The 21,131-nt window shown below is 40.7% G+C and carries 18 protein-coding genes and 1 pseudogene; 9 read left to right on the top strand and 10 right to left on the bottom strand.

The window, feature by feature from the left end; genetic code table 11:
- A pseudogene (locus FTV38_RS13855) lies at window positions 1-112 on the top strand (IS982 family transposase); the annotation flags it as partial.
- Here the strand turns inward: FTV38_RS13855 and FTV38_RS13860 are convergent.
- Entirely contained in the window at window positions 109-537 is a 429-nt protein-coding gene (locus FTV38_RS13860; protein WP_180022791.1) for a hypothetical protein, read from the bottom strand. The pseudogene FTV38_RS13855 and the gene FTV38_RS13860 overlap by 4 nt on opposite strands.
- Before the next feature lie 272 nt (window positions 538-809).
- Here FTV38_RS13860 and FTV38_RS13865 point away from each other — a divergent pair, with 272 nt between their 5' ends.
- Genes FTV38_RS13865 through purB form a run of 4 tightly spaced genes read left to right on the top strand, consistent with a single transcriptional unit; the run spans window position 810 to window position 4,625 of the window.
- Window positions 810-1,295 (top strand): NUDIX hydrolase, encoded by a 486-nt coding sequence (locus FTV38_RS13865; protein ID WP_078190179.1) that lies wholly within the window; start codon window positions 810-812, stop codon window positions 1,293-1,295.
- 4 nt (window positions 1,296-1,299) lie between these two features.
- Window positions 1,300-2,436: a tRNA 2-thiouridine(34) synthase MnmA gene (mnmA, locus tag FTV38_RS13870; RefSeq protein WP_180022792.1), complete on the top strand. Its 1,137-nt coding sequence runs from the start codon at window positions 1,300-1,302 to the stop codon at window positions 2,434-2,436.
- Window positions 2,437-2,448: 12 nt separating this feature from the next.
- Complete coding sequence (hflD, locus tag FTV38_RS13875; RefSeq protein WP_218950288.1) at window positions 2,449-3,180, top strand: high frequency lysogenization protein HflD; 732 nt, start codon at window positions 2,449-2,451, stop codon at window positions 3,178-3,180.
- A gap of 56 nt (window positions 3,181-3,236) precedes the next feature.
- Entirely contained in the window at window positions 3,237-4,625 is a 1,389-nt protein-coding gene (gene purB, locus FTV38_RS13880) for an adenylosuccinate lyase (RefSeq protein WP_180022794.1), read from the top strand.
- Window positions 4,626-4,809: 184 nt separating this feature from the next.
- Here purB and FTV38_RS13885 read toward each other — a convergent pair whose 3' ends face one another.
- The gene (locus FTV38_RS13885) at window positions 4,810-5,049 is read right to left on the bottom strand and encodes a hypothetical protein (protein ID WP_180004910.1); all 240 of its coding nucleotides are present in this window, start codon (window positions 5,047-5,049) and stop codon (window positions 4,810-4,812) included.
- 212 nt (window positions 5,050-5,261) lie between these two features.
- Between FTV38_RS13885 and FTV38_RS13890 the strand changes: the two genes are divergently transcribed.
- Window positions 5,262-5,927, top strand: a complete 666-nt coding sequence (locus FTV38_RS13890) for a DUF2238 domain-containing protein (protein ID WP_180022795.1) — start codon at window positions 5,262-5,264, stop codon at window positions 5,925-5,927.
- A 364-nt stretch (window positions 5,928-6,291) separates the two neighbouring features.
- Here the strand turns inward: FTV38_RS13890 and FTV38_RS13895 are convergent, their stop codons facing one another.
- From FTV38_RS13895 to FTV38_RS13920, 6 genes are all read right to left on the bottom strand, one after another.
- Entirely contained in the window at window positions 6,292-6,717 is a 426-nt protein-coding gene (locus FTV38_RS13895; RefSeq protein ID WP_252725857.1) for a hypothetical protein, read from the bottom strand.
- 104 nt (window positions 6,718-6,821) lie between these two features.
- On the bottom strand, window positions 6,822-7,784 hold the full coding sequence (gene sohB / locus FTV38_RS13900) for a protease SohB (protein WP_180009607.1): 963 nt from the start codon (window positions 7,782-7,784) through the stop codon (window positions 6,822-6,824).
- Between the two features lie 190 nt (window positions 7,785-7,974).
- A complete protein-coding gene (gene pstB, locus FTV38_RS13905; RefSeq protein ID WP_218950289.1) occupies window positions 7,975-8,898 on the bottom strand; it encodes a phosphate ABC transporter ATP-binding protein PstB in 924 nt (307 codons plus the stop codon).
- 13 nt (window positions 8,899-8,911) lie between these two features.
- Window positions 8,912-10,303 (bottom strand): phosphate ABC transporter permease PstA, encoded by a 1,392-nt coding sequence (gene pstA, locus FTV38_RS13910; protein ID WP_180022796.1) that lies wholly within the window; start codon window positions 10,301-10,303, stop codon window positions 8,912-8,914.
- Window positions 10,300-11,679 (bottom strand): phosphate ABC transporter permease subunit PstC, encoded by a 1,380-nt coding sequence (gene pstC / locus FTV38_RS13915; protein WP_180022797.1) that lies wholly within the window; start codon window positions 11,677-11,679, stop codon window positions 10,300-10,302. The genes pstA and pstC overlap by 4 nt, the downstream gene beginning before the upstream one ends.
- A gap of 99 nt (window positions 11,680-11,778) precedes the next feature.
- The gene (locus tag FTV38_RS13920; RefSeq protein WP_180022798.1) at window positions 11,779-12,807 is read right to left on the bottom strand and encodes a substrate-binding domain-containing protein; all 1,029 of its coding nucleotides are present in this window, start codon (window positions 12,805-12,807) and stop codon (window positions 11,779-11,781) included.
- 407 nt (window positions 12,808-13,214) lie between these two features.
- On the opposite strand from FTV38_RS13920, the gene FTV38_RS13925 reads away from it, so the two are divergent.
- A complete protein-coding gene (locus FTV38_RS13925; protein ID WP_180022799.1) occupies window positions 13,215-14,267 on the top strand; it encodes a Rieske 2Fe-2S domain-containing protein in 1,053 nt (350 codons plus the stop codon).
- A gap of 370 nt (window positions 14,268-14,637) precedes the next feature.
- On the opposite strand, the gene FTV38_RS13930 is transcribed toward FTV38_RS13925, so the two are convergent.
- Both FTV38_RS13930 and FTV38_RS13935 read right to left on the bottom strand, forming a co-directional pair.
- Window positions 14,638-16,170 carry an aspartate aminotransferase family protein gene (locus FTV38_RS13930; RefSeq protein ID WP_180022800.1) on the bottom strand — a complete coding sequence of 511 codons (1,533 nt, stop codon included), beginning with the start codon at window positions 16,168-16,170 and terminating at the stop codon, window positions 14,638-14,640.
- Between the two features lie 3 nt (window positions 16,171-16,173).
- Window positions 16,174-17,547, bottom strand: coding sequence for a diaminobutyrate--2-oxoglutarate transaminase (locus FTV38_RS13935; RefSeq protein ID WP_180022801.1), 1,374 nt, complete (start codon window positions 17,545-17,547; stop codon window positions 16,174-16,176).
- Window positions 17,548-18,032: 485 nt separating this feature from the next.
- Between FTV38_RS13935 and FTV38_RS13940 the strand changes: the two genes are divergently transcribed.
- Window positions 18,033-18,734, top strand: coding sequence for an SIMPL domain-containing protein (locus FTV38_RS13940; protein ID WP_180022802.1), 702 nt, complete (start codon window positions 18,033-18,035; stop codon window positions 18,732-18,734).
- A 187-nt stretch (window positions 18,735-18,921) separates the two neighbouring features.
- A complete protein-coding gene (locus FTV38_RS13945; RefSeq protein ID WP_180022803.1) occupies window positions 18,922-21,117 on the top strand; it encodes a TonB-dependent siderophore receptor in 2,196 nt (731 codons plus the stop codon).
- Window positions 21,118-21,131 lie beyond the last annotated feature (14 nt).

Genomic DNA, 21,131 nt, shown 5'->3' on the forward strand with positions numbered 1-21,131 from the left:
TAAAGCTCGTAGTATTCATGGATTTCTGAGTGGGATTTACGCATCGTTATGTGCATATCAACTTAATCATCAAAATAAACCAACAATTCAAATTATGGAATCATTGGCTTAAGCGGGATTCGGGTTACTTAAGGAGTCTTTTAGCTTTGTGATTGCTGCTTCATTGAATGAATTTTCCAATTTAGACTGAATGAGTACAACCTCTATTTCTATATTTTTCTTATATTTTTCCTTTATATACTTAACATTGATAGCAGATTCTTGACCTTCAGCATCTTCATTTTGTGATTCTGATATATCAAAAGAGTTCCAATCAATAAGATCTCCATTAATGAAAATATAAAAATTATCAATCCCCCCATCTAATGTACCATCAACATCACCCCTTTCTATTTCTTCATAACTTAACTCGTGATTTTTCAATAATTGGAGAGCTGAAAAATTCCCAAAAAATTTATTCAAACTCTGATCTATTTCTAAATCTTGTTTTTGATCTTCAATAATTTGTTGAAGAATGATATGAGCATTATTTGACATTTTTTAACCTTTTACGAAGATTCAAATTTATACTATATTGAAAACATTATACGAATTTTAAATTATTTATATATATTAGTCAGATAATATAATCTATAAAATATTTAGATTATTAAAAATTTTGCTTTTTTCAATGTTATTACTAACTCAATAATTCACTATACTATTCACGTAGACTATAAAAATCTTCTCTTTTAAAGAATTCACTTCTCATCATAGCCACCGCTCCCTAAATTTTGTAGAATAGCGTTTTTACCCCATGGTGCTTTTCTATGACCGCTTGGACTGCTCACGTCACCGTTGCAACTGTCGTTGAAAAAGACGGAAAATTCCTATTTGTTGAAGAACATACAGAAGGTGTGACCCATACTGTATTTAATCAACCTGCAGGTCATGTCGAAGCTGGTGAAACCATTATTGAAGCAGCCATTCGAGAAACCATGGAAGAAACAGGTCACGATGTAGAAATCACGAACCTTCTAGGCATGTATACTTATACTCCCCCGATGTTCCCTGATCGTACTTATTTCCGCTTCTGTTTCTTAGCTAAAGACATTCAGCACCATGCCGATGCACAATTAGACACAGGTATTGTCGGTGCAGTATGGATGACGCTTGATGAACTCATTGAGTCTGCCCGTGCGCGTAGTCCATTAGTCATCAAAGCTGTACAAGATGCTCTTTCAGGTCAAAAATTTCCTTTATCGCTCATTTACGAGCACCAAAATTCTCCCTTAATTTCAAATTTGGATGCTTAATCCTATGCAACAACGTGTCATCGTCGGTATGTCTGGTGGTGTAGATTCTTCTGTATCTGCAGCACTTTTACTTCAACAAGGTTATCAAGTTGAAGGTCTTTTCATGAAAAACTGGGAAGAAGATGACGGCACGGAATACTGTACGGCAATGGAAGATCTTGCCGATGCTCAAGCCGTTTGTGACAAAATTGGAATCAAACTTCATACCGCAAACTTTGCGATGGAATATTGGGACCGTGTCTTTGAGCATTTCTTAGAAGAATATGCCGCAGGTCGTACCCCTAACCCAGATATTTTATGCAATAAAGAAATTAAATTCCGTGCGTTTTTAGACCATGCTGTGAACTTAGGTGCAGACTTTATTGCAACAGGTCACTACTGCCGTCGTGGTGAAACACTTAAAAATTCACGTGGTGAAGAATATGCACCGCTGCTACGTGGCGTAGATCAAAATAAAGATCAAACTTATTTCTTACACGCAGTACATGGGCGCGAAATTAATAAGACTTTGTTCCCTGTTGGTGAAATTGAAAAACCACAAGTTCGTAAAATTGCTGAAGAACTTGGTTTAGCCACTGCGAAGAAAAAAGACTCTACTGGCATCTGCTTTATTGGCGAACGTCGATTTAATGACTTCTTAAAGCAATATTTACCTGCTCAACCCGGAAAAATCGTCCTAGACACGGGTAAAGAGGTTGGTGAACATCACGGCTTAATGTACTATACGCTCGGCCAACGTGGTGGCATCGGTCTTGGTGGTCTAAAAGGTGCTGAAGAAGGCGCTTGGTTTGTACTGCATAAAGATATCGAAGGTAATCGCTTAGTCGTTGGTCAAGGTCATGAACATCCACTCATGCAAAGCACCATTTTATGGTCTGAAGCGATTGATTGGGTGGCTGGTGAACAAGAGATTCCTGAATCAGGCTTCCGCTGCACAGCGAAAACTCGTTATCGTCAGCCTGACCAAGACTGTACAATATTTAAAGACCCTACAGCGCCAAATGGTGTGCGTGTCGAATTCGATGAGCCACAACGTGCTGTTACACCGGGTCAAAGTGTGGTGTTCTACACCGGTGAAGTTTGTTTAGGGGGTGGTGTGATTCATCATACCAATGCGCCTAAACCGGATTTTATTGAATAAGGATTGTTTCGGATGACAGAGTTACCGTTTCAACAGCCTCAGACTCTGAATACTCGCCAAAATCGTGCATTGGCGTTAGCTGCTGTTTTTCAAGCAACACAGCTAACCCATATGACCGCGTTGACGGGTACGCAAAGTATTGGTGAAAGCGGTAATTTTTATTTTGAACATCTCATCAAAGCCAGTTTGAATATCCGTCCTAAATCCAATCAGTCCAATCAAACGCTCGATTTTTTTGATAAATTGGCGGATATTTCTCTCGGTTTAAAAACTTTAGAAAGCAGCATTACCCAGCCATTTAACACTTCCCCAAAATCTAGACTGCCTAAACTTGCCAATACCAAGCTACCCATGACGTATGCGATGGCATTATTGCAGTTAGAAAAGAAAGTCTATAGCAATCCTAAATTTGTCGAAATCATTGAACAATCCCAACAAAAAATCCTAAGACAGCTTTCATTTTTCGATAATAATTATTTACATCCAAGTATCATTGCAAACCTTGCCCAAACCTATATTGAAACTGCGGGTTCGATCAATCCTCGCATTATGGTTCGAGGCAACGCTGAAGCATTTAAAGATACAGCACATACCAACCGCATTCGCGCGACATTATTCACAGGCTTACAAATGGCTCACTTGTGGCGTCAGCTCGGCGGTAGCTCGTGGGGTATGATTTTCAGCAAGCGTAAGCTGCTCCAAGATATTCAAGATCTTGCCCGTTTACAGTATCAGGTGGTTTAACTGATGCAGTACGGGCTTTTTGTTTTACGTTTAATTCCAAAATTTAAGGAATCGCTATGAACGCTTTAACCGCACTTTCTCCATTAGATGGACGTTACGCAAGCAAATGTGATGCTCTACGTCCTTTCCTCTCTGAGTTTGGTTTAATCCATGCTCGTGTGACTGTTGAAGTGCGTTGGTTACAAGCGCTTGCAAACCGTCCTGAAATCACTGAAGTTCCAGCGTTCAGTGCTGAAACTAACGCTGCGCTTGATGCAATTGTTGCGAACTTCTCTGAAGACAATGCAAACCGCATTAAAGAAATTGAACGTACAACAAACCATGACGTAAAAGCAGTTGAGTACTTCTTAAAAGAGCAAATCGCACATATCGATGAGCTTAAAAATGCTGGAGAATTCATTCACTTTGCATGTACATCTGAAGACATCAACAACTTGTCTCATGCTTTAATGCTTAAAAATGGCCGTGAAGTTTTAGTTGCAGCAATGCAGCAAATCATCGATTCAATCGTTGCTTTGGCTGAACAACACGCTGAACAACCAATGTTGTCTCGTACACATGGTCAAACTGCAAGCCCAACAACTTTGGGTAAAGAAATGGCGAACGTGGCTTACCGCCTTGCACGTCAAATCAAACAATTCAAACAAGTTGAATTACTTGGTAAAATCAATGGTGCAGTAGGTAACTACAACGCGCACTACTCTGCTTACCCTGAAATTAACTGGCCTGCGCATTCACAAGCATTTGTTGAATCATTAGGTTTAGAATTTAACCCGTACACCACTCAAATCGAACCACATGACTACATGGCGGAACTTTTTGATGCGCTACGTCGTTTCAACACCATTTTGATCGACTTTAACCGTGACGTTTGGGGCTACATCTCACTTGGTTTCTTCAAACAACGTTTGAAAGAAGGCGAAGTTGGTTCTTCAACAATGCCACATAAAGTTAACCCAATTGACTTCGAAAACTCTGAAGGTAACTTGGGTATTGCGAATGCGGTATTGGCTCACCTTGGTGAAAAACTTCCTGTATCTCGTTGGCAGCGTGACTTAACTGACTCAACTGTGCTTCGTAACATGGGTGTTGGTTTTGCACAAAGCTTGATCGCTTTTGAAGCTTGCTCTAAAGGTATTGGTAAACTTGAATTGAATGCTCAACGTATTCTAGAAGACCTTGACCATGCGCAAGAAGTGCTTGCAGAACCGATTCAAACTGTAATGCGTCGTTATGCAGTTGAAAAACCTTACGAAAAACTTAAAGCCCTTACTCGTGGTCAAGCAATGACTCGCGACATGATGGTTGATTTCGTAAATGGTAATGAGCTTGAAGCTGTTCCTGCAGCTGACCGTGCGCGTCTTGCAGAAATGACACCTGCAACATATACAGGTAATGCATCAACTCAAGCAGCAAACATTAAAGATCTTATTTCTAAAATCTAATTTTAGATAGATCAAAAAAAACGAGGCTTCATGCCTCGTTTTTTATTTATAATACTTCTGCTCTCTTTGAGATGAGGAGCATGCTCCGCAAGGAGATGAGACTATCCAACTCTCCCTTGCGAACTCAGAATATATTCTGAGGATTCTCATCTCCTATAAGGAGATAGAAAATTTAGACGCAATTTTATTCTGCAGGGCAATATTTCGCCCAATCATCTTTCATTCGCTGTAATTCACAACCCGTTAAAACATCTGAGTAATAAATATAATATGTGGCATTGGGATACTGAATTTCATGGCGAAACATCATGCCCCGCAAAGATACAGAGAGCTCTTCTGGAAAATCATCTGTTAAATTAAGTTCTTCAAACTCATAGTTAAAATAACAATTTTGAGTCGCAATAAATGCCTCAACAACGGCCATAGTTACTTCCAAATACATAAACTTCGATATACATCTGAGTTTAATACAATCTTTTTGAAAATACTTATCCCTAGTTGCTAGCTGATGACATTTGAAAAAATAATGCACAAATTCTAACGCCGTCGAACTAACACCTTTCATCGCATTATGGCTATACTTGCCGCGAATTATAACCACTGCACACCGATAAAAAATTTGAGCTTTGCCTTTTCATGATTGATTTCAAATTAAAACTTAAGCACATCTTAGCTTTTGCGTTATTAACTCTTGCCATTGTGATCGCCAGTATCCAACCTTTAGAAATGGAAGCATATATCCTCCATCAAATCGGCACAGCGTTTATGCTGATCGTGCTGCTCGTTTTCCTCTATAAAATAGGACTAACTTTCAGAACAGTTTGTCTGTATCTTGGCTTTTTACTGATTCATGTCATCGGTGCCCATTATTTATATTCTTATGTACCTTATTCTGAATGGACACAAGCTCTCTTCGGTTTCAACCTTGATCAAAGCATGGGATGGAGTCGGAACATGTATGATCGGCTTGTACATCTTGCCTATGGTTTGCTGCTCTACCCGTTCTTTTATCGCATATTTCAAATCTGGCTACCGCAGTTAAAAGCCGGAACACTCTTTTTATTGGTCGTACAATTCGTCATGGCGACCAGTTTATTTTATGAATGGATCGAATGGCTGATTGCCATTGGCTTATCACCAGAAGAAGCTGAAAATTATAATGGGCAACAAGGTGATATTTGGGATGCACATAAAGATATGCTACTTGCAACACTAGGTGCGATGATCACTGGTGGTATTTGTTTAATGACATCAAATTTGTTGAATAACGCTAAACAAAAGCCTGAATATTTTTTATCTTAAATACTGATGTTACGCACCTAGAAGTAATTTCTCATTTTAAAAATGATTTTTAAGTCTATTCGACGAAGTCTTACATCTAGGAATTGAATAACGGGATTAGCCTTCGGCTGGAGGTACTTTTACGAAACGATGTTTCTCATTCGGCAAAATGAGAAGCGAAGCTTCGCAAGGAAACCATCTTGCGGAGCAATGCTCCTCACCGCAAAACTCGTTCGCTCGCGTCTACGTATTCAAAGTATCGCAAAAACATTTTTGATTAGAAGCAGCCCTGTCTCAAACACTTGCGGATGACGTTACCGCGTATCGTTGTTTTATTTGAATCAAATTGCACTTCTGGTGTTACTGCGTAACATCAGTTAAATATTTAAGCAGTCCATTGAATTAAGATTGAATCTGACATTTGCGGATTCAATTTTCGGTCATAATACTGAAAGCACGCTTTTGCTCCCGCTGGCATTTTTTGTAGATCATCATCTATACGAAAATGCCGTGTATATTTTGTATGATTCACTAAAATTTCAACCCGCTCAAAAGGCTGTCTTTTATTTATATTTCCGCTACTCATATAACTCTGATAGGCCACAACAGTGCCGCAGGCTTCAGAGCGAACATCTACCTGTAGTGATGAACAATAAATATAGCCTGCCAACAGTGTTGCTGCTGGGCCAAACAGCGCAGCATACTGTTTCAGCACAGATTTTTTCACACTTTGAAAATGCAGCAAATATAGCCAAGGCCAAACCATTAGGCAAATGACACCACCTAAAATAAACAGAAAATTAGACATCATTATCATCAATATCTATGTACGCAACGCAATCTATCACAACAGCATCGTTTAGCATAAAAAAGCTCACCGAAGTGAGCTTTAAATACTTTATAAGCATAAAGATTTTAAAATTTTAGATCTTTTAATTGAACGATATTTGCATTAGCTTTGCTCAATGATTCCATCACTTTTGACATGACAGCAGGAACCAATGAATCCGCAATTTGTGCTGCTTGTAAGCCTAACTTCTCACCCAGTGTTGGTTTTTTGCGGGTTTCAATCATATATACATCATGTTGTGGCATAAGACTTAATAGATATTCATCTGACGTTTGGAGTTTATCGACCAAATTGAGATCCATTGCATCTTGACCATACCAATGCTCACCTGTGGCAACTTTATCGACATTGAGCTGAGGACGGTATTTTTCAACAAAGTGTTTAAACAAGTTATGGGTTTGCTGTAACTCTTCTTCAAATTTGGCTTTACCTTCAGCAGTATTTTCACCAAACATAGTTACGGTACGTTTGAACTGACCCGCGGTATACAGTTCAAAATCGATATGTTTTTCTTTCAATAAACGGTTAAAGTTCGGCACTTGTGCAACTACACCAATCGAACCCACCACGGCAAATGGTGCTGAAACGATCTCATTTGCAATGCAGGCCATCATATAGCCACCGCTTGCAGCAACTTTATCCACGCAAATGGTTAAGTTAAATCCAGCATCACGTAAACGTACCAATTGTGCAGCGGCCAGACCATAGCCATGCACCATCCCGCCTGGACTTTCTAAACGTAAAACCACGCGGTCACGTCCTGCTTTTGCTGTCGCTAAGATCAGGGTAATTTCTTCACGTAGACTCGTTACCGCAGATGCAGCGGTATCACCATTAAAATCGATTACATAAATTTTTTGGTTATTCTTTTTACGTGCGCGCGCTTCTTTTGATAATTGTTGGCTTAGTTGCAGCAGCTCAAGTTTAGATGCAGTCGTTTGCGCAATTTTTTTTCGTTGTTCATTAATACGTGCATTTAAATGGCTTACACGAATTTCCGCAGGCAACTTGGGATTATGAAATAGCATAAAATTGAAACTCATTTAATTCATATTTATGTTGTATAACATGTGGGTTGCATCACAAAAATTCAATCTATTTTTTGAAAATAATTCTCATTGAGCCAAATTGAGCATTTTATTTTTATCAAGACTTTTTGACCTAATTATTGACTTCATAAAAAAAGAGCCTTTCGGCTCTATTTTTAAACAGTCTAGATTAACCAAAACGACCGGTAATATAGGCTTCTGTAAGCTGATGATCCGGTTGGGTAAAGACTTTTTCAGTGGAATTCACTTCAATTAAATCACCCAAATGGAAATATGCGGTACGGTCAGAAACACGCGCTGCTTGTTGCATCGAGTGTGTCACAATCGCAATGGTATATTGCGCTGAAAGTTCAGTGATGAGCTCTTCTACTTTTGCTGTTGCAATTGGATCGAGTGCTGAACAAGGTTCATCCATTAAAATCACTTCAGGACTGACAGCAATGGTTCGCGCAATACATAGACGTTGCTGCTGACCACCTGAAAGTCCTGTACCCGGTTGGTTCAAACGGTCTTTCACTTCATCCCAAAGGCCTGCTTTACGCAGACTATTTTCAACAATTTCTTCCATGTCGTATTTGTCACGTGCCAAACCATGCAATTTTGGACCATAAGCGACATTGTCAAAAATAGACTTTGGGAATGGGTTCGGCTTTTGGAAAACCATACCCACTTGGGCACGCAGTAACACCACATCGAGATTTGGATCATAGATATCTTGATTATCCATAAGCACTTGCCCTGTCACACGACAAGAATCAATCGTGTCATTCATACGGTTGAGCGTACGTAGGAAAGTTGACTTACCACAACCAGACGGACCAATAAAGGCAATCACTTCATTTTCATAAATGTTCAGATCTATGCCTTTGATCGCTTCAGATTCGCCATAGTACACATGCACATCATTGGTACTGATTTTCACATTGGTCGATTTCGCATCTTTTTTCGCACTAGATTGCGTATCAAACTGTGACACAAACGCAGTATTGGTTTGTTTTTGGCTGTCCTGAGCAGAGGTAAATTGTGTTTGTTCTGGATTCACGGACTTATCCTGATCTAAGGAATTCTTTTCTGTTGTAACGACGCTATTCATATAATGCCCTCAATTACCAGCGTACTTCAAATTTCTTACGTAACCAGATCGCTAAACTGTTTAAGCCGATCATGAGAGCAAGAAGTACAATGATTGCTGCTGCGGTACGCCCTTCAAAGAAGTTACGTAGCTCGTTACCTTGCCAAAGGAAAATTTGTACAGGTAATGCAGTGGATTGATCTAAAGGAGTGGCTGGTACACTTGCCACAAAGGCACTCATACCAATCAATAATAATGGAGCAGTTTCACCTAAGGCTTGCGCAACACCAATAATGGCACCAGTTAAGATACCCGGCAATGCCAGTGGCAAGACATGGTGAAATACAGTTTGTAAACGTGATGCACCTAAACCTAATGCGGCTTGACGAATCGATGGCGGGACAGCTTTTAGTGATGCACGTGTGGTAATAATGACCGTTGGTAGTGTCATCAAACTTAAGACTAAACCACCAACCACAGGTGCCGAAAGCGGCATGTGCATCCAACCAATAAAAATCGCAGCACCAAGTAAACCAAAGACAATCGAAGGAACCGCTGCTAGGTTGTTAATGTTGACTTCGACAACATCGGTAATCCAGTTTTTAGGTGCAAATTCTTCTAAGTAAATTGCGGATGCTACACCGATTGGAATCGAAATAATGATCACGATCAGCATCATGAAGAGTGAACCCATAAACGCCCCTGCTAAACCTGAAGTTGCAGGTGAGCTACGAGAGTCTGGATTTTTAAATATTTCAGTATTAAATGAGTTGGTGATAACACCGTCAGCCTTGAGTTTATCTGCGAGTTGGCGTACTTCTGGGCTCAATTGTTGCTGTTCATCAGGCAAGCTGCGGTCAATATTACCCGCTAACCAGACATCGACATTGGCATCTGCAAGGATTTTCAAATCTTGCTTTTGGCCAATCAATGATGGATCTGCCATAACCATGTCACGTAAGCGATATGCTTCTGAACTGGTATATAAACTGTTGAGATCATCACGTTGAGAGGCAATCGCTGGATCTTTTGCAATGATCCCATTCACAATCAGCGCATCCCAATCCACCATGCCCATTTCAGTTTGCCAAGCAATAAAACGCTCTTGGAACTGTGCAGGAGATTCACCTTCTTTTTGAACCGGTTTCGCTCCTACATTGACGATACTTGGATCAAAAAACACAGGCACCGTCATCGAGCTTTGCCAGAATGCTGGTAAGCCTTTGGCTAAAATACTGCCAAACAATAGCACGACGAACAATAAGCCAGTCACTACTGCACTAAAACCCAAGACACGGAAGGTATTTTCTTTACGGTGTCTTTTCGCCAATGAGTTTTCAATGATTTTCTTACGTTTTTCACGAAGCTCTGCGGCTGCGAGCGGATCAAAAGTTTGATCCATATTTGATGTATTCGTCGTACTCATTCGTATTGCTCACGGTATTTACGCACAATGTACAGTGCAACAATATTCAGACCTAAAGTAATCACAAACAGTGTTAAACCGAGTGCAAAAGCGACCAATGCTTGAGGACTCGCAAAGTCTGTATCACCTGTTAATTGGTTTACGATGGTAATGGTGACTGTAGATACCGCTTCGAGTGGGTTGATATGCAGTAAAGGACTGTTCCCTGCTGCAAGCACCACAATCATGGTTTCACCAATCGCACGAGATGCTGCCAATAAGAATGCACCGATAATGCCCGGCAATGCAGCTGGAATCACCACTTGACGAATGGTTTCTGATTTTGTCGCACCCAAACCAAGTGAACCGTCACGAAGCGCGCGAGGGACTTGGGTAATGATGTCGTCAGATAATGATGAAACGAATGGGATAATCATAATCCCCATCACAAAACCTGCTGTTAAAGCACTGGTTGCATTAATATCGAGTCCGATATATGCGCCGAGCTGTTTTGCAAAGGGTCCAATAATCATTAAGGCAAATACACCATAAACGATGGTTGGAATACCTGCGAGAACTTCAATAGCCGGTTTTGCCCAAGCGCGAAAACTTGGCTTGGCATATTCAGCTAAATAAATGGCAATCATCAAACCAACTGGAACAGCAACCAATAGCGCAATACCACTGACCATGAGTGTGCCCCAAAGGAGTGGCAGCAAACCATAACTACCTTCAGCATTCCCTGATGTACTAAAGCCGGGGTTCCATTCAGTGCCTAAGAAGAAATCTAGTGGACTAACAAAACTAAAGAAACGCATGGCTTCACTGAACATCGACATCACAATGCCAACTGTTGTCAGGATTGCGACACCCGAACACAGTGCCAATGCAATATTAATGACTTTTTCGACTTGGTTACGTGCACGATATTTTTCTGCGATGCGGCGTTTAGCCATGACTAAACCAATCAATGCCGCACAAATCACAACGGCCAATTTTGCATATGAGCCGATGTTTTCAATTTTCTTTAACTGTTCTGCTGCTGCAAGTTCATATGCAGCTGGCGTATCACTTACTCCAAAACCAGAAGCAATCGCTTGAACGCGGTCAACCATTACACTCGTGCTTGCAGGATCTAAACTTAAACGAATATTTTCGGGAACATTATTAAAAATAACATGTTGAAAAATACTCGGTTCAACCAAGTTCCAAACAATCAAGATTAAAAAAGCGGGAATCCCACACCATAAAGCGACCAAAACACCATAGTAGCCCGGTCGTGAATGCAACATTGCTGAGTTATTGCCTTTACCTGCAAGTTTGCGACTTTTGGTCAGTCCAACTTGATAAGCGATTGCAATAATTGCGAGCAACACACCAATAAGTAGCAGATTCATGTAATCTCCACTGTTTTTTCAAAAGCCCTTCTTGAAAAAACTGTTTCTTTGCAAAAAGCCAATGGCAGGTCAATCCTGCCATTGGCTGTTTCAATCCAATTATTTAACTGCTTTACCAGCTTTAAAGTTTGCAAGAACTGCAGCGCGATCTTTATCAGACATTGAAATTAAGCCTGCTTTTTCTAGCTTAGAACCTTTACCTGATACTTTTTTGCTAAGGAAGAATTCTGTGAACTCTTTTAAGCCTTTAATTGATTTTAAGTGCTCGCCTTTTACGTAGAAGAACAATGGACGAGATACTGGGTATGAACCATTTAAAATTGTCTTCTCAGACGGCGCTACATTATTCACTGTTGCTACACGTAGCTTGTCACGGTTTTGGTCATAGAAACCTAGACCGAATACACCTACAGCGTTAGGTGAAGTTTTTAAGCGTGCCAATGTTTCTGTATAATCGCCCGCGATTTCAATCACACGACCGTCTTTACGGAAAGTTGAACATGCTTTTTTCTGAGCATCTTTATCTAATTTTGCGAAAGCTTCATAAGTTTCACAGCCAGCATCGACCATTTTTTCTTGGAATACTTCACGTGTACCGTGGTTTGATGCAGGAATAACTAAAGTGATTGCTTCGTTTGGTAATGTTGGGTCGATTTGATTCCAACGTGTGTATGGGTTTGGAACCAATTTACCTTTTGATGGTAGTTCAGCAGCGAGTGCAGCAAATACGTGCTGTGGGCGAAGTTTGAATGCCGCTTTTTTCGCATTTGACGCAAATACGATACCGTCATATCCAACTTTAATTTCTAAGATTTGGTTAACGCCGGCTTTTTTACATGCAGCCAATTCAGTATCTTTAATTTTACGAGATGCGTTTGCAACGTCAATTGTGTTGTCACCTACACCATTACAGAATTGTTTCAAACCACCTGAAGTACCGCCTGAACCTACGACAGGTGCTTTAAATTGTGGGAATGTATTACCAAACTCTTCTGCAACAATACTTGCATAAGGCAGTACAGTTGAAGAACCAGCAATTTGGATCGTGTCACGAGCTGCATTTGCAGTTGTAGCGACTGTTGCCCCAGTAGTGAGTACCATAGCAAGTGCGATATGATTTAAGCGCATTCTCATCTCTCTTATTTGATGCAGTTTAGGAGTACGCCACTTTTTATTCAGTTTTGTACTTATTTCGATTACTGCATTTTGATTTTAGAATATGACAGTGAAGTTACAGCTTTATGACGCTTTTATGATAATTGATGATTGCACATTGATTTAAATATAATTCTTTATTTTTCAACATGTAATGAAATTTATCAAAGTATTGGTCTTATTTATTTCTACTTTGATATTCGTAAGAATTCATGTCCTTGTCATATTTTGTCTTATTTTCTTTTTTCAAATTCCCCTCTTTTTCTGAATGATGCAGATTTGCATGTTCTATTTTTTATTTCCTCGTATTCCAATAATTGAAATTTCATTACATTTTTAGTTCGCTCAATATGCAAGTTTACATAAAAACAGAGCCTAAAATGACCAGTAAAGCCATTGCGACATTTAATCCGGACTTGCCTGTGCATATGACTTTTGAAGAACATGACTGGCACTTACTTGCAGAATTTTGGTATCCCATTGCACTCGCTCGAGACATTACAGAACAGCCTTATGGCACCATGCTTTTAGATATGCCGCTCGTTATCTATAAAATGGGAGAAGAACTGATTGTCGCTAAAGATGCCTGCCCTCACCGCGGCGTCCCACTCAGCTTAGGTAAAAATGATGGTCTAGGGGTAGTCTGCCGCTATCATGGCTTACGCTTTGGTGAACACGGTCATTGCAACCGCATCCCTGCACATCCTGAGCACAAAATTTCACCTCGCTTTAACTTACGTACTTATGCTGCTGTTGAGCGTTATGGACTGATATGGTGCTCACTTACTGCCGCTAAAGATACTGCGCCGAATATCCCTGCAATGCCATATTGGGATGAAGCCGAGTTTCAGCAATTGGTGTGCCCAACGGTCGATTTTCAATGTTTTGCAGGCCGGCAGCTTGAAGGCTTTATTGATGTTGCGCATTTTGCATGGGTACATCCCGATACCTTTGGTGACCCTGAAAATGTAGAAGTACCTGACTATAAAACATTTGAGACTGAAACAGGGTTTAATGCGGATTATTGGAGCAGTGTTGGGCGCTACCCGATTGGTTTAGAACAGCGCGGACAAGAGGGTTTCCAATGGCTGCGCCATTTTGAAATTCATCTGCCGTTTACCGCAACGCTGACGATTCATTTTCCAAATGACAGCAAGCAAGTGATTATGAATGCGGCTTCACCGATGACTGCTCGTTCTACCCGTCTATTTGCACCGATTTGCCGTAACTATGACAAAGACCTGCCTGTAGAAGATGCTTACGACTTTAACCTGAAAATATTTGAGGAAGACCGTCTCGTGTCGGAATCGCAAAAGCCTGAATATTTACCTTTGGATTTAAGCATTGAAGCACATTTCCCAGCTGACCGCAGTTCGAGTATGTACCGCAAACTGCTGCGTAAGAAAGGTTTTAGTCCATTATTTGCGGCATAACATCAATATCGTATTGCATTCACCTCATCACCTCACCCTAACCCTCTCCTACAAGGAGAGGGAAACTCCTTTACAAGCCTTCTATTGGTTATAAATATTAAGTGGTATCTCATTCATCAAATGATAAACATCAATGAATATCGCGACTGGCGACAGGGATGTCACTATAAGGTAATGGTCACATGGATGTACCTTTTCCCTGAGAAGGATTTTAGTTACTTTGATCCGTCAAAGTAAAAATCTGCCTACACAGTAAACTATCATCACTCAATGAAAAATTGTGGCCATGTAATAAATTAAGCGCCTTTTCATTTAAAACAAAAAAAAGGAGCTCAAATGAGCTCCTTCTTCTACAACTACAAAATGACAATTAGTCAATTGCAGGTGTATATGTACCGTCAGCGATTGGGCCTTTGATACGGTCAGCTTCTGCAAGCACCAGAGCAAGCAAATTCTTCACGTTGTCTAAAGTCGCTACTGGGCTTAAAGTCGTCATTTTCAAAGATTGAACCTGACCTACTTTAGTTACACCAATATTCGCTTCACCACGTGCAAACAATTCGTCTGCTACGTTTTGGTTCAATGTATCTAACAATTCAGCTGGGTAGCCTGCTGGCACTACACGGAACAATACCGATGCAAATTGCGGATCAACCAGCATTTCTAGACCGTCAGTTGCATTGATATAATCTGCAACATCACGTGTTAGACCTACACCATGGTCGATCATCGAACCATAAAGCTCTTCACCTAGCGCTTCAACCGTCATCCACAATTTCAACGCGTCAAAACGGCGAGTTGTTTGTAGTGACTTAGACACCAAGTTAGGAACCCCATGCTCTTCATCATAAGCAGAGTTTAAGTACTCAGCTTCATAATGCATGAAACGATAGTTCGCTTCATCTTTCAGCAAGAACGCACCACATGAAATCGTTTGGAAGTAATGCTTATGGAAATCAAGCGTTACCGAGTCAGACAGTTCAATACCGTCTAACATATCACGGTAATCATTCGATAAAATTAAAGCACCGCCCCATGCTGCGTCGATATGCATCCACGCGCCATATTTGTTGGTGATTGCACGAACTTCTTTCAATGGGTCAATTGCGCCTGCATCGGTTGTACCCGCAGTTGCAACTACACATGCGACGATTTTACCTTCAGCTTGAAGGTGCGCCATGGTTTTCTCAAGTGCATCCATGTCCATGCGTGCATTTGCATCTACAGGAACAGTCACTACAGATTGGAAGCCCATACCCATCATGGCCATGTTCTTTTGCACAGAGAAGTGTGCGTTTTCAGAACAGATCACTTTGACGTTACGCATTGCTTCCGCAGGTACGCCGTCACGCTGAACAGACCACGGGTTACCGTTTTCGTCTTTCCAGTTTTTAGCAATACATGCATCACGTGCAAGCAAAACACCCATTAAGTTAGACTGCGTACCGCCAGAGGTGAATACACCTGCTTGACCTGCACCATAACCAACTTTTTGGCGAAGCCAGTCAATTAACTGAACTTCCATCAATGAACCGGCAGGGCTTTGATCCCATGAGTCCATAGATTGGTTTGTCGCGTTAATGAGCACTTCAGCGATTTGGCTTGTTACCATTGTTGGGCAATGCAAATGCGCTAAAGAATGTGGGTGATGTACTTTTAAGCTTTTGTTTAAGAACAGCTCAACCATACGGTCTAGTGATTTTTGTACACCCATACCTTCTTTTGAAGGATTGAATGCAATTGCACTACGAAGCTCTTTAATGCTACCGCCGGTGTACATTTTGTCATTTTGCAACCATGCAGAAACGGCTTTTACCGCTTCGCCCATTGCTGACTGATAGTCAGCAATGGATTGTGCATCATTGCAGAATAACGCTTTACGATGTTCTGCAAAATCTACCATGACTTATGCGCCTCGAGTTGCAACAAGTGCTTCAGCAAGTGCTTTCTTGAAGCGAACGATCACCTCAATACATTCAGCTTGGTTAATGATCAATGGGCAAAGTAAACGAATTACAGTACCGTTACGACCACCTTTTTCTAACAACAATTTGTTATCAAAACATGCTGCTTGAATTGCTGCTGCCAATTGAGAATCACCTGGTAAAGAACCCATGTGATCTGCTTTTTGACGTTCATCAACAATTTCAACACCAATCATCAAACCACGGCCGCGTACGTTACCGATACATGGGAATGCTACCGCTAATTTTTTAATTTCAGCTTGTAAGAAGTCGCCACGCTCTTGCGCGTTTTGAGCCAAGTTTTGTTCTTTGATGGTTTTGATTGTTGCAAGACCAGTACCCATAGCAAGCTGGTTACCACGGAATGTGCCCGTGTGACCCGCTGGCTGCCATGCGTCAAACTTACGTTTAATACCCAATACTGCAAGCGGTAAGCTGCCACCGACTGCTTTAGACATTACAACGACGTCTGGCTCGATACCTGCGTGTTCAAAGGCAAACATTTTACCTGAACGTGCAAAGCCTGCTTGTACTTCATCAAGAATCAACACGATGTTGTGCTTTTCAGTCACTTCGCGGATTTTCTTTAACCATTTTACAGGTGCAGTCACTACACCGCCTTCACCTTGGATTGCTTCCAAGATTACAGCTGCAGGTTTAGTTACACCGCTTTCTACGTCTTCAATGAAGTTTTCGAAATAATACGTTAATGCATCAACACCCGCTTCACCACCAATGCCTAATGGGCAACGGTATTCATGCGGATACGGCATAAATTGAACACCCGGCATTAAGCCGTTTACAGCATTTTTAGCAGACAAGTTACCTGTCATTGCTAAAGAACCGTGAGTCATACCATGGTAACCACCTGAGAAGCTGATTACTGAACTACGACCAGTGTAAGTTTTTGCTAATTTAATTGCTGCTTCTGTACCATCTGCACCAGATGGGCCACAGAACTGTAGACAATACTCTTCTTTACCACCAGGTAATTGCTCAAGTAGTGCTTCAGTAAAAGCATCTTTTAAAGGCGTTGTTAAATCCAAAGTATGCAATGGGAGGCCACTTGCAAGTGTGTCTTGGATACTTTGAATTACCGCAGGATGATTATGGCCTAATGCCAATGTTCCTGCCCCAGCTAAACAATCGAGGTACTCTGTACCTTCAACATCAGTAACCCAACAACCTAAAGCTTTTGCTATCGCAAGTGGAAGTTTACGCGGATAGCTACGAACATTGGATTCCATCTGGCTTTGGCGAGTCAAATAGTATTCGTTAGTAGAATTAGTGGCAGGGTTTACAGAAGAAACGCTCATATCGAATTACCATCTCTGATATGGGTTGAAAGAAATAAGTCGGGTGACTTGCGGTCCTTTGACTCGGTGCTTTATGAGTTTCTAGTTAGCTTAAAAAAACTCTTTGAGTATGGGCTAACTAGGAGGCGGATGATACAGACTTTTTCAAGAAAATAAATCACTTTTATGATCAAATAAAAAGATAATTTAGAGAAAAAACAGATCTATTCCATGGATATCCTGAATTATCATCTTACAGTGTGACAAAACAAAGAAAACCTTTTTATTTTATGCTTTTTTACAACTTATGAATGATTATTGTAATCTTCAATTATTTAAACAACTAAGTGCTGATTATTTAAATAAATATTCATCAAGCACTGCATTTATTTTTCTTGAAAGATTTACAATCCCACCACAGATTTTCCTTTAATCCATCACAATCCCCTTTTAAGATAAGAGCATAAGCTAAATTAGTCATTCTGAAAGAAGAATAGGTCATAACAATGCGTAAAATTATCTTATCTACTGTTTTATTAGCATCCGGTCTAGGTTTGGCAGCAGCAACTCAAGCAGCCGACCCACTCAATTACAACATCGTGAACATTCAGGCGGATGCCACTCGCCAAGTGTCGAACGACCAAATGCATGCCGTTTTATATATTGAAAAGTCAAATAAACAACCGGCTGAACTTGCTACCCAAATCAACAAATTGATGACCCAAGCGGTGAATACGGCACGTAAATACCCTGCAGTAAAAATCGAAACAGGTTCTCAAAGCACCTACCCGATTTATGACAATGACAGTCGTAAATTGAAAGAATGGCGTGGTCGTGCCGAAGTGCGTTTAGAAAGTACAGACTTTAAAGCAGCTAGCCAATTGGTGAGCGAGTTACAACAAAATTTCCAAACGGAATCAATCAGTTTTAGCATTTCAGATGCACAACGTAAAAAAGTTGAGAATGAACTCATGGTTGAAGCATCCAAAAACTTTCAACAACGTGCTCAAGCTCTTGCTCAGGCGTGGAATAAATCGGGCTATAACTTAGTTAATATTAATTTAAATACCAGCAATTATGGTGGTCAGCCAGTACCGCGTATGGCTATGATGAAAGCTGCAAGTGCCGATGCTATTCCTGAACAAGAAATGGCAGGTGGTGAATCTAAAATCACGGTCAGTGCAAATGGCTCTATCCAGTTTAAATAATTAAATTCATTTTAAGAAACCGTGCTTTAGCGCGGTTTTTTTGACTATAAATTCCATCTATTCTTTATTTAAATTAAAAAGTCTATTGGCTTAATCAAATTCATAGTTTCAAATGATAATCATCCTTATTTAAATTTATCGCACTCAAGATTATGATACGCGCTCTCTCTCCATTGCTCACACTTTTATGTATAGTTCAAGCAAAAAATCTCTAAAGCTTCAAAACTTCCCGTTATTACCGCTAAGTATTGCCGTAGGTATAAGCATGGTTGCCACTATGGCTTCTGCTGCTGAAAATACAGATACCGCGCAAGCTGATGTTTTACCGACCATCACCATTGAAACTCAAGGGAACTGGCTGGAAAACGCCAATGAAAAAAAGGTGCAAAAGCATGCCGGTGCGCGGACCATTATTGACCGTAAACGCTTAAACGAAAGCGCAGCAACATCTCTAAAAAATGCGTTACGCCAAGTTTCTGGTGTTCAGGTTCAAGAAAATAATGGTACTGGCGGTAGCGATGTTTCATTAAATATTGGCGTTCGTGGATTAACTTCTCGCCTCTCTCCACGTTCAACTGTGTTGATCGATGGCATACCAATGTCATTTGCACCGTATGGCCAACCACAGCTTTCGATGGCGCCTGTCTCTTTAGGAAATATAGAATCTGTTGATGTAGTCCGTGGTGCAGGTTCTGTCCGTTTTGGGCCACAAAATGTCGGCGGTATTATCAACTTTGCCACACGTAGCATTCCTGAAGACTTTAAAGGTACCGTGGCATTAAACTCTGAATATGCAACAGGTACAGATCAGGTAAAATTAGGTCCTAGTCTGTTTGTTGGTGGAACATTAGATAATGGTTTAGGTCTTGCCTTACTTTATTCAGGCACTAAAGGCAACGGTTATCGTGAAGCGAACAATAAAAATGACATTGATGATGTCATGTTAAAAACCGCTTATGACATCACTGATCAGGATAAAATCGCATTAAATTTCCATCACTACGATGGTACAGGTGAAATGCCTGAAGGTTTAAGCACTGCTGAATTCGAAGCAGATCCATATCAAACGTCGCATTATCGTGACTTTTTCACTGGCCGTCGTTCAGATGTATCCCTACGTTATACACATAAAGACGACACGAACAACTTTGAACTTTTAAGTTATTACATCGATTCATTCCGTACCAGCAACCTTGAATCTACTTTAGCCAATGGCAATCATCGCTTAGATACCTCACCACGTGATTATAAAGTCTTTGCCATTGAGCCACGTTATTCACGTAGCTATAGCTTAGGAAGTACGCTGAATGAAGTGACTGTCGGTTACCGTTATATGGACGAAGAGAGCACCGAGTTCGCAGGCCGTACTGAATACGCAGCAGATGCAGAACCTGGTCAGTTTATAGCACGTACCCGTAGTGCGGGTGGCACCAAAGCACACGCTGCTTATATCGATAACCGTATAGAACTGGGTAAATGGAATATTACACCCGGCGTTCGTTTTGAATCGATTGATACGCAAAACAGTTTTAGTGCCTATAAAAATGGCGTATTACAAAATACTGTTCATCCATCAATCCAATCAGATGAATTTTTGCCAAGTTTAGCTATCCTGTATAAAGCAACAGGCCATTGGAATTTCTTTGCCAATGCCAGTGTCTCTTTTGGTCCACAGCAATATAACCAATTAGCAACAACGCAAGGCACTACAGCGGTCACCACCTTAGATGGCTTACATCCTGAAAAATCTTATAACTATGAAATTGGTACCAAATATTTAGGCAATGGTTTGAGTGCTGAATTGACTGCGTTTTATCTAGATTTTGACAAAGAACTGATTTTAGAACGTGATGCTGCAAACAATGGCATTTGGACTGACCTCGGTGCTACAAGTCATAAAGGGATCGAAACCGGTTTTAGCTATGACTTTGGACATTTAGCTGACAATCTCGAAGGCTTAAAAGCCTATGGTAATTACACCTATACCAAAGCGGTTGCTGAAGCAGGTAACTTTAAAGGTAAAGATTTGCCATTCTACTCACAAAATGTCGCAAACTTTGGCTTAGGCTATAAATATGATGCTTGGTCAATCAATGCCGACATGTATGCACAATCTAAACAGCGTGCCCCAGGTAACCAAGATTCTGGCATCTACCAAACTGAAGAAACGGCAAATGGTAAACTGGGCGATATTCCAGGCTATTCAACTTTTGCTGTGCGTACAGGCTATGACTTTGGCGGTTCGCTACAAGGGGTTAGAGTTGCTGCTGGTATTAAGAATGTCTTTGATAAACAGTATTTCACCCGTTCATCAGATGCAACAGGTGGTAAATATATTGGTCAGCCACGTACTTTCTTCTTACAAACTTCATTCGACTTTTAAACTGATCTAAATAT

Source organism: Acinetobacter sp. YH16044, assembly GCF_013417145.1.
In the GTDB taxonomy this organism is placed as follows: Bacteria; Pseudomonadota; Gammaproteobacteria; order Pseudomonadales; family Moraxellaceae; genus Acinetobacter; species Acinetobacter amyesii.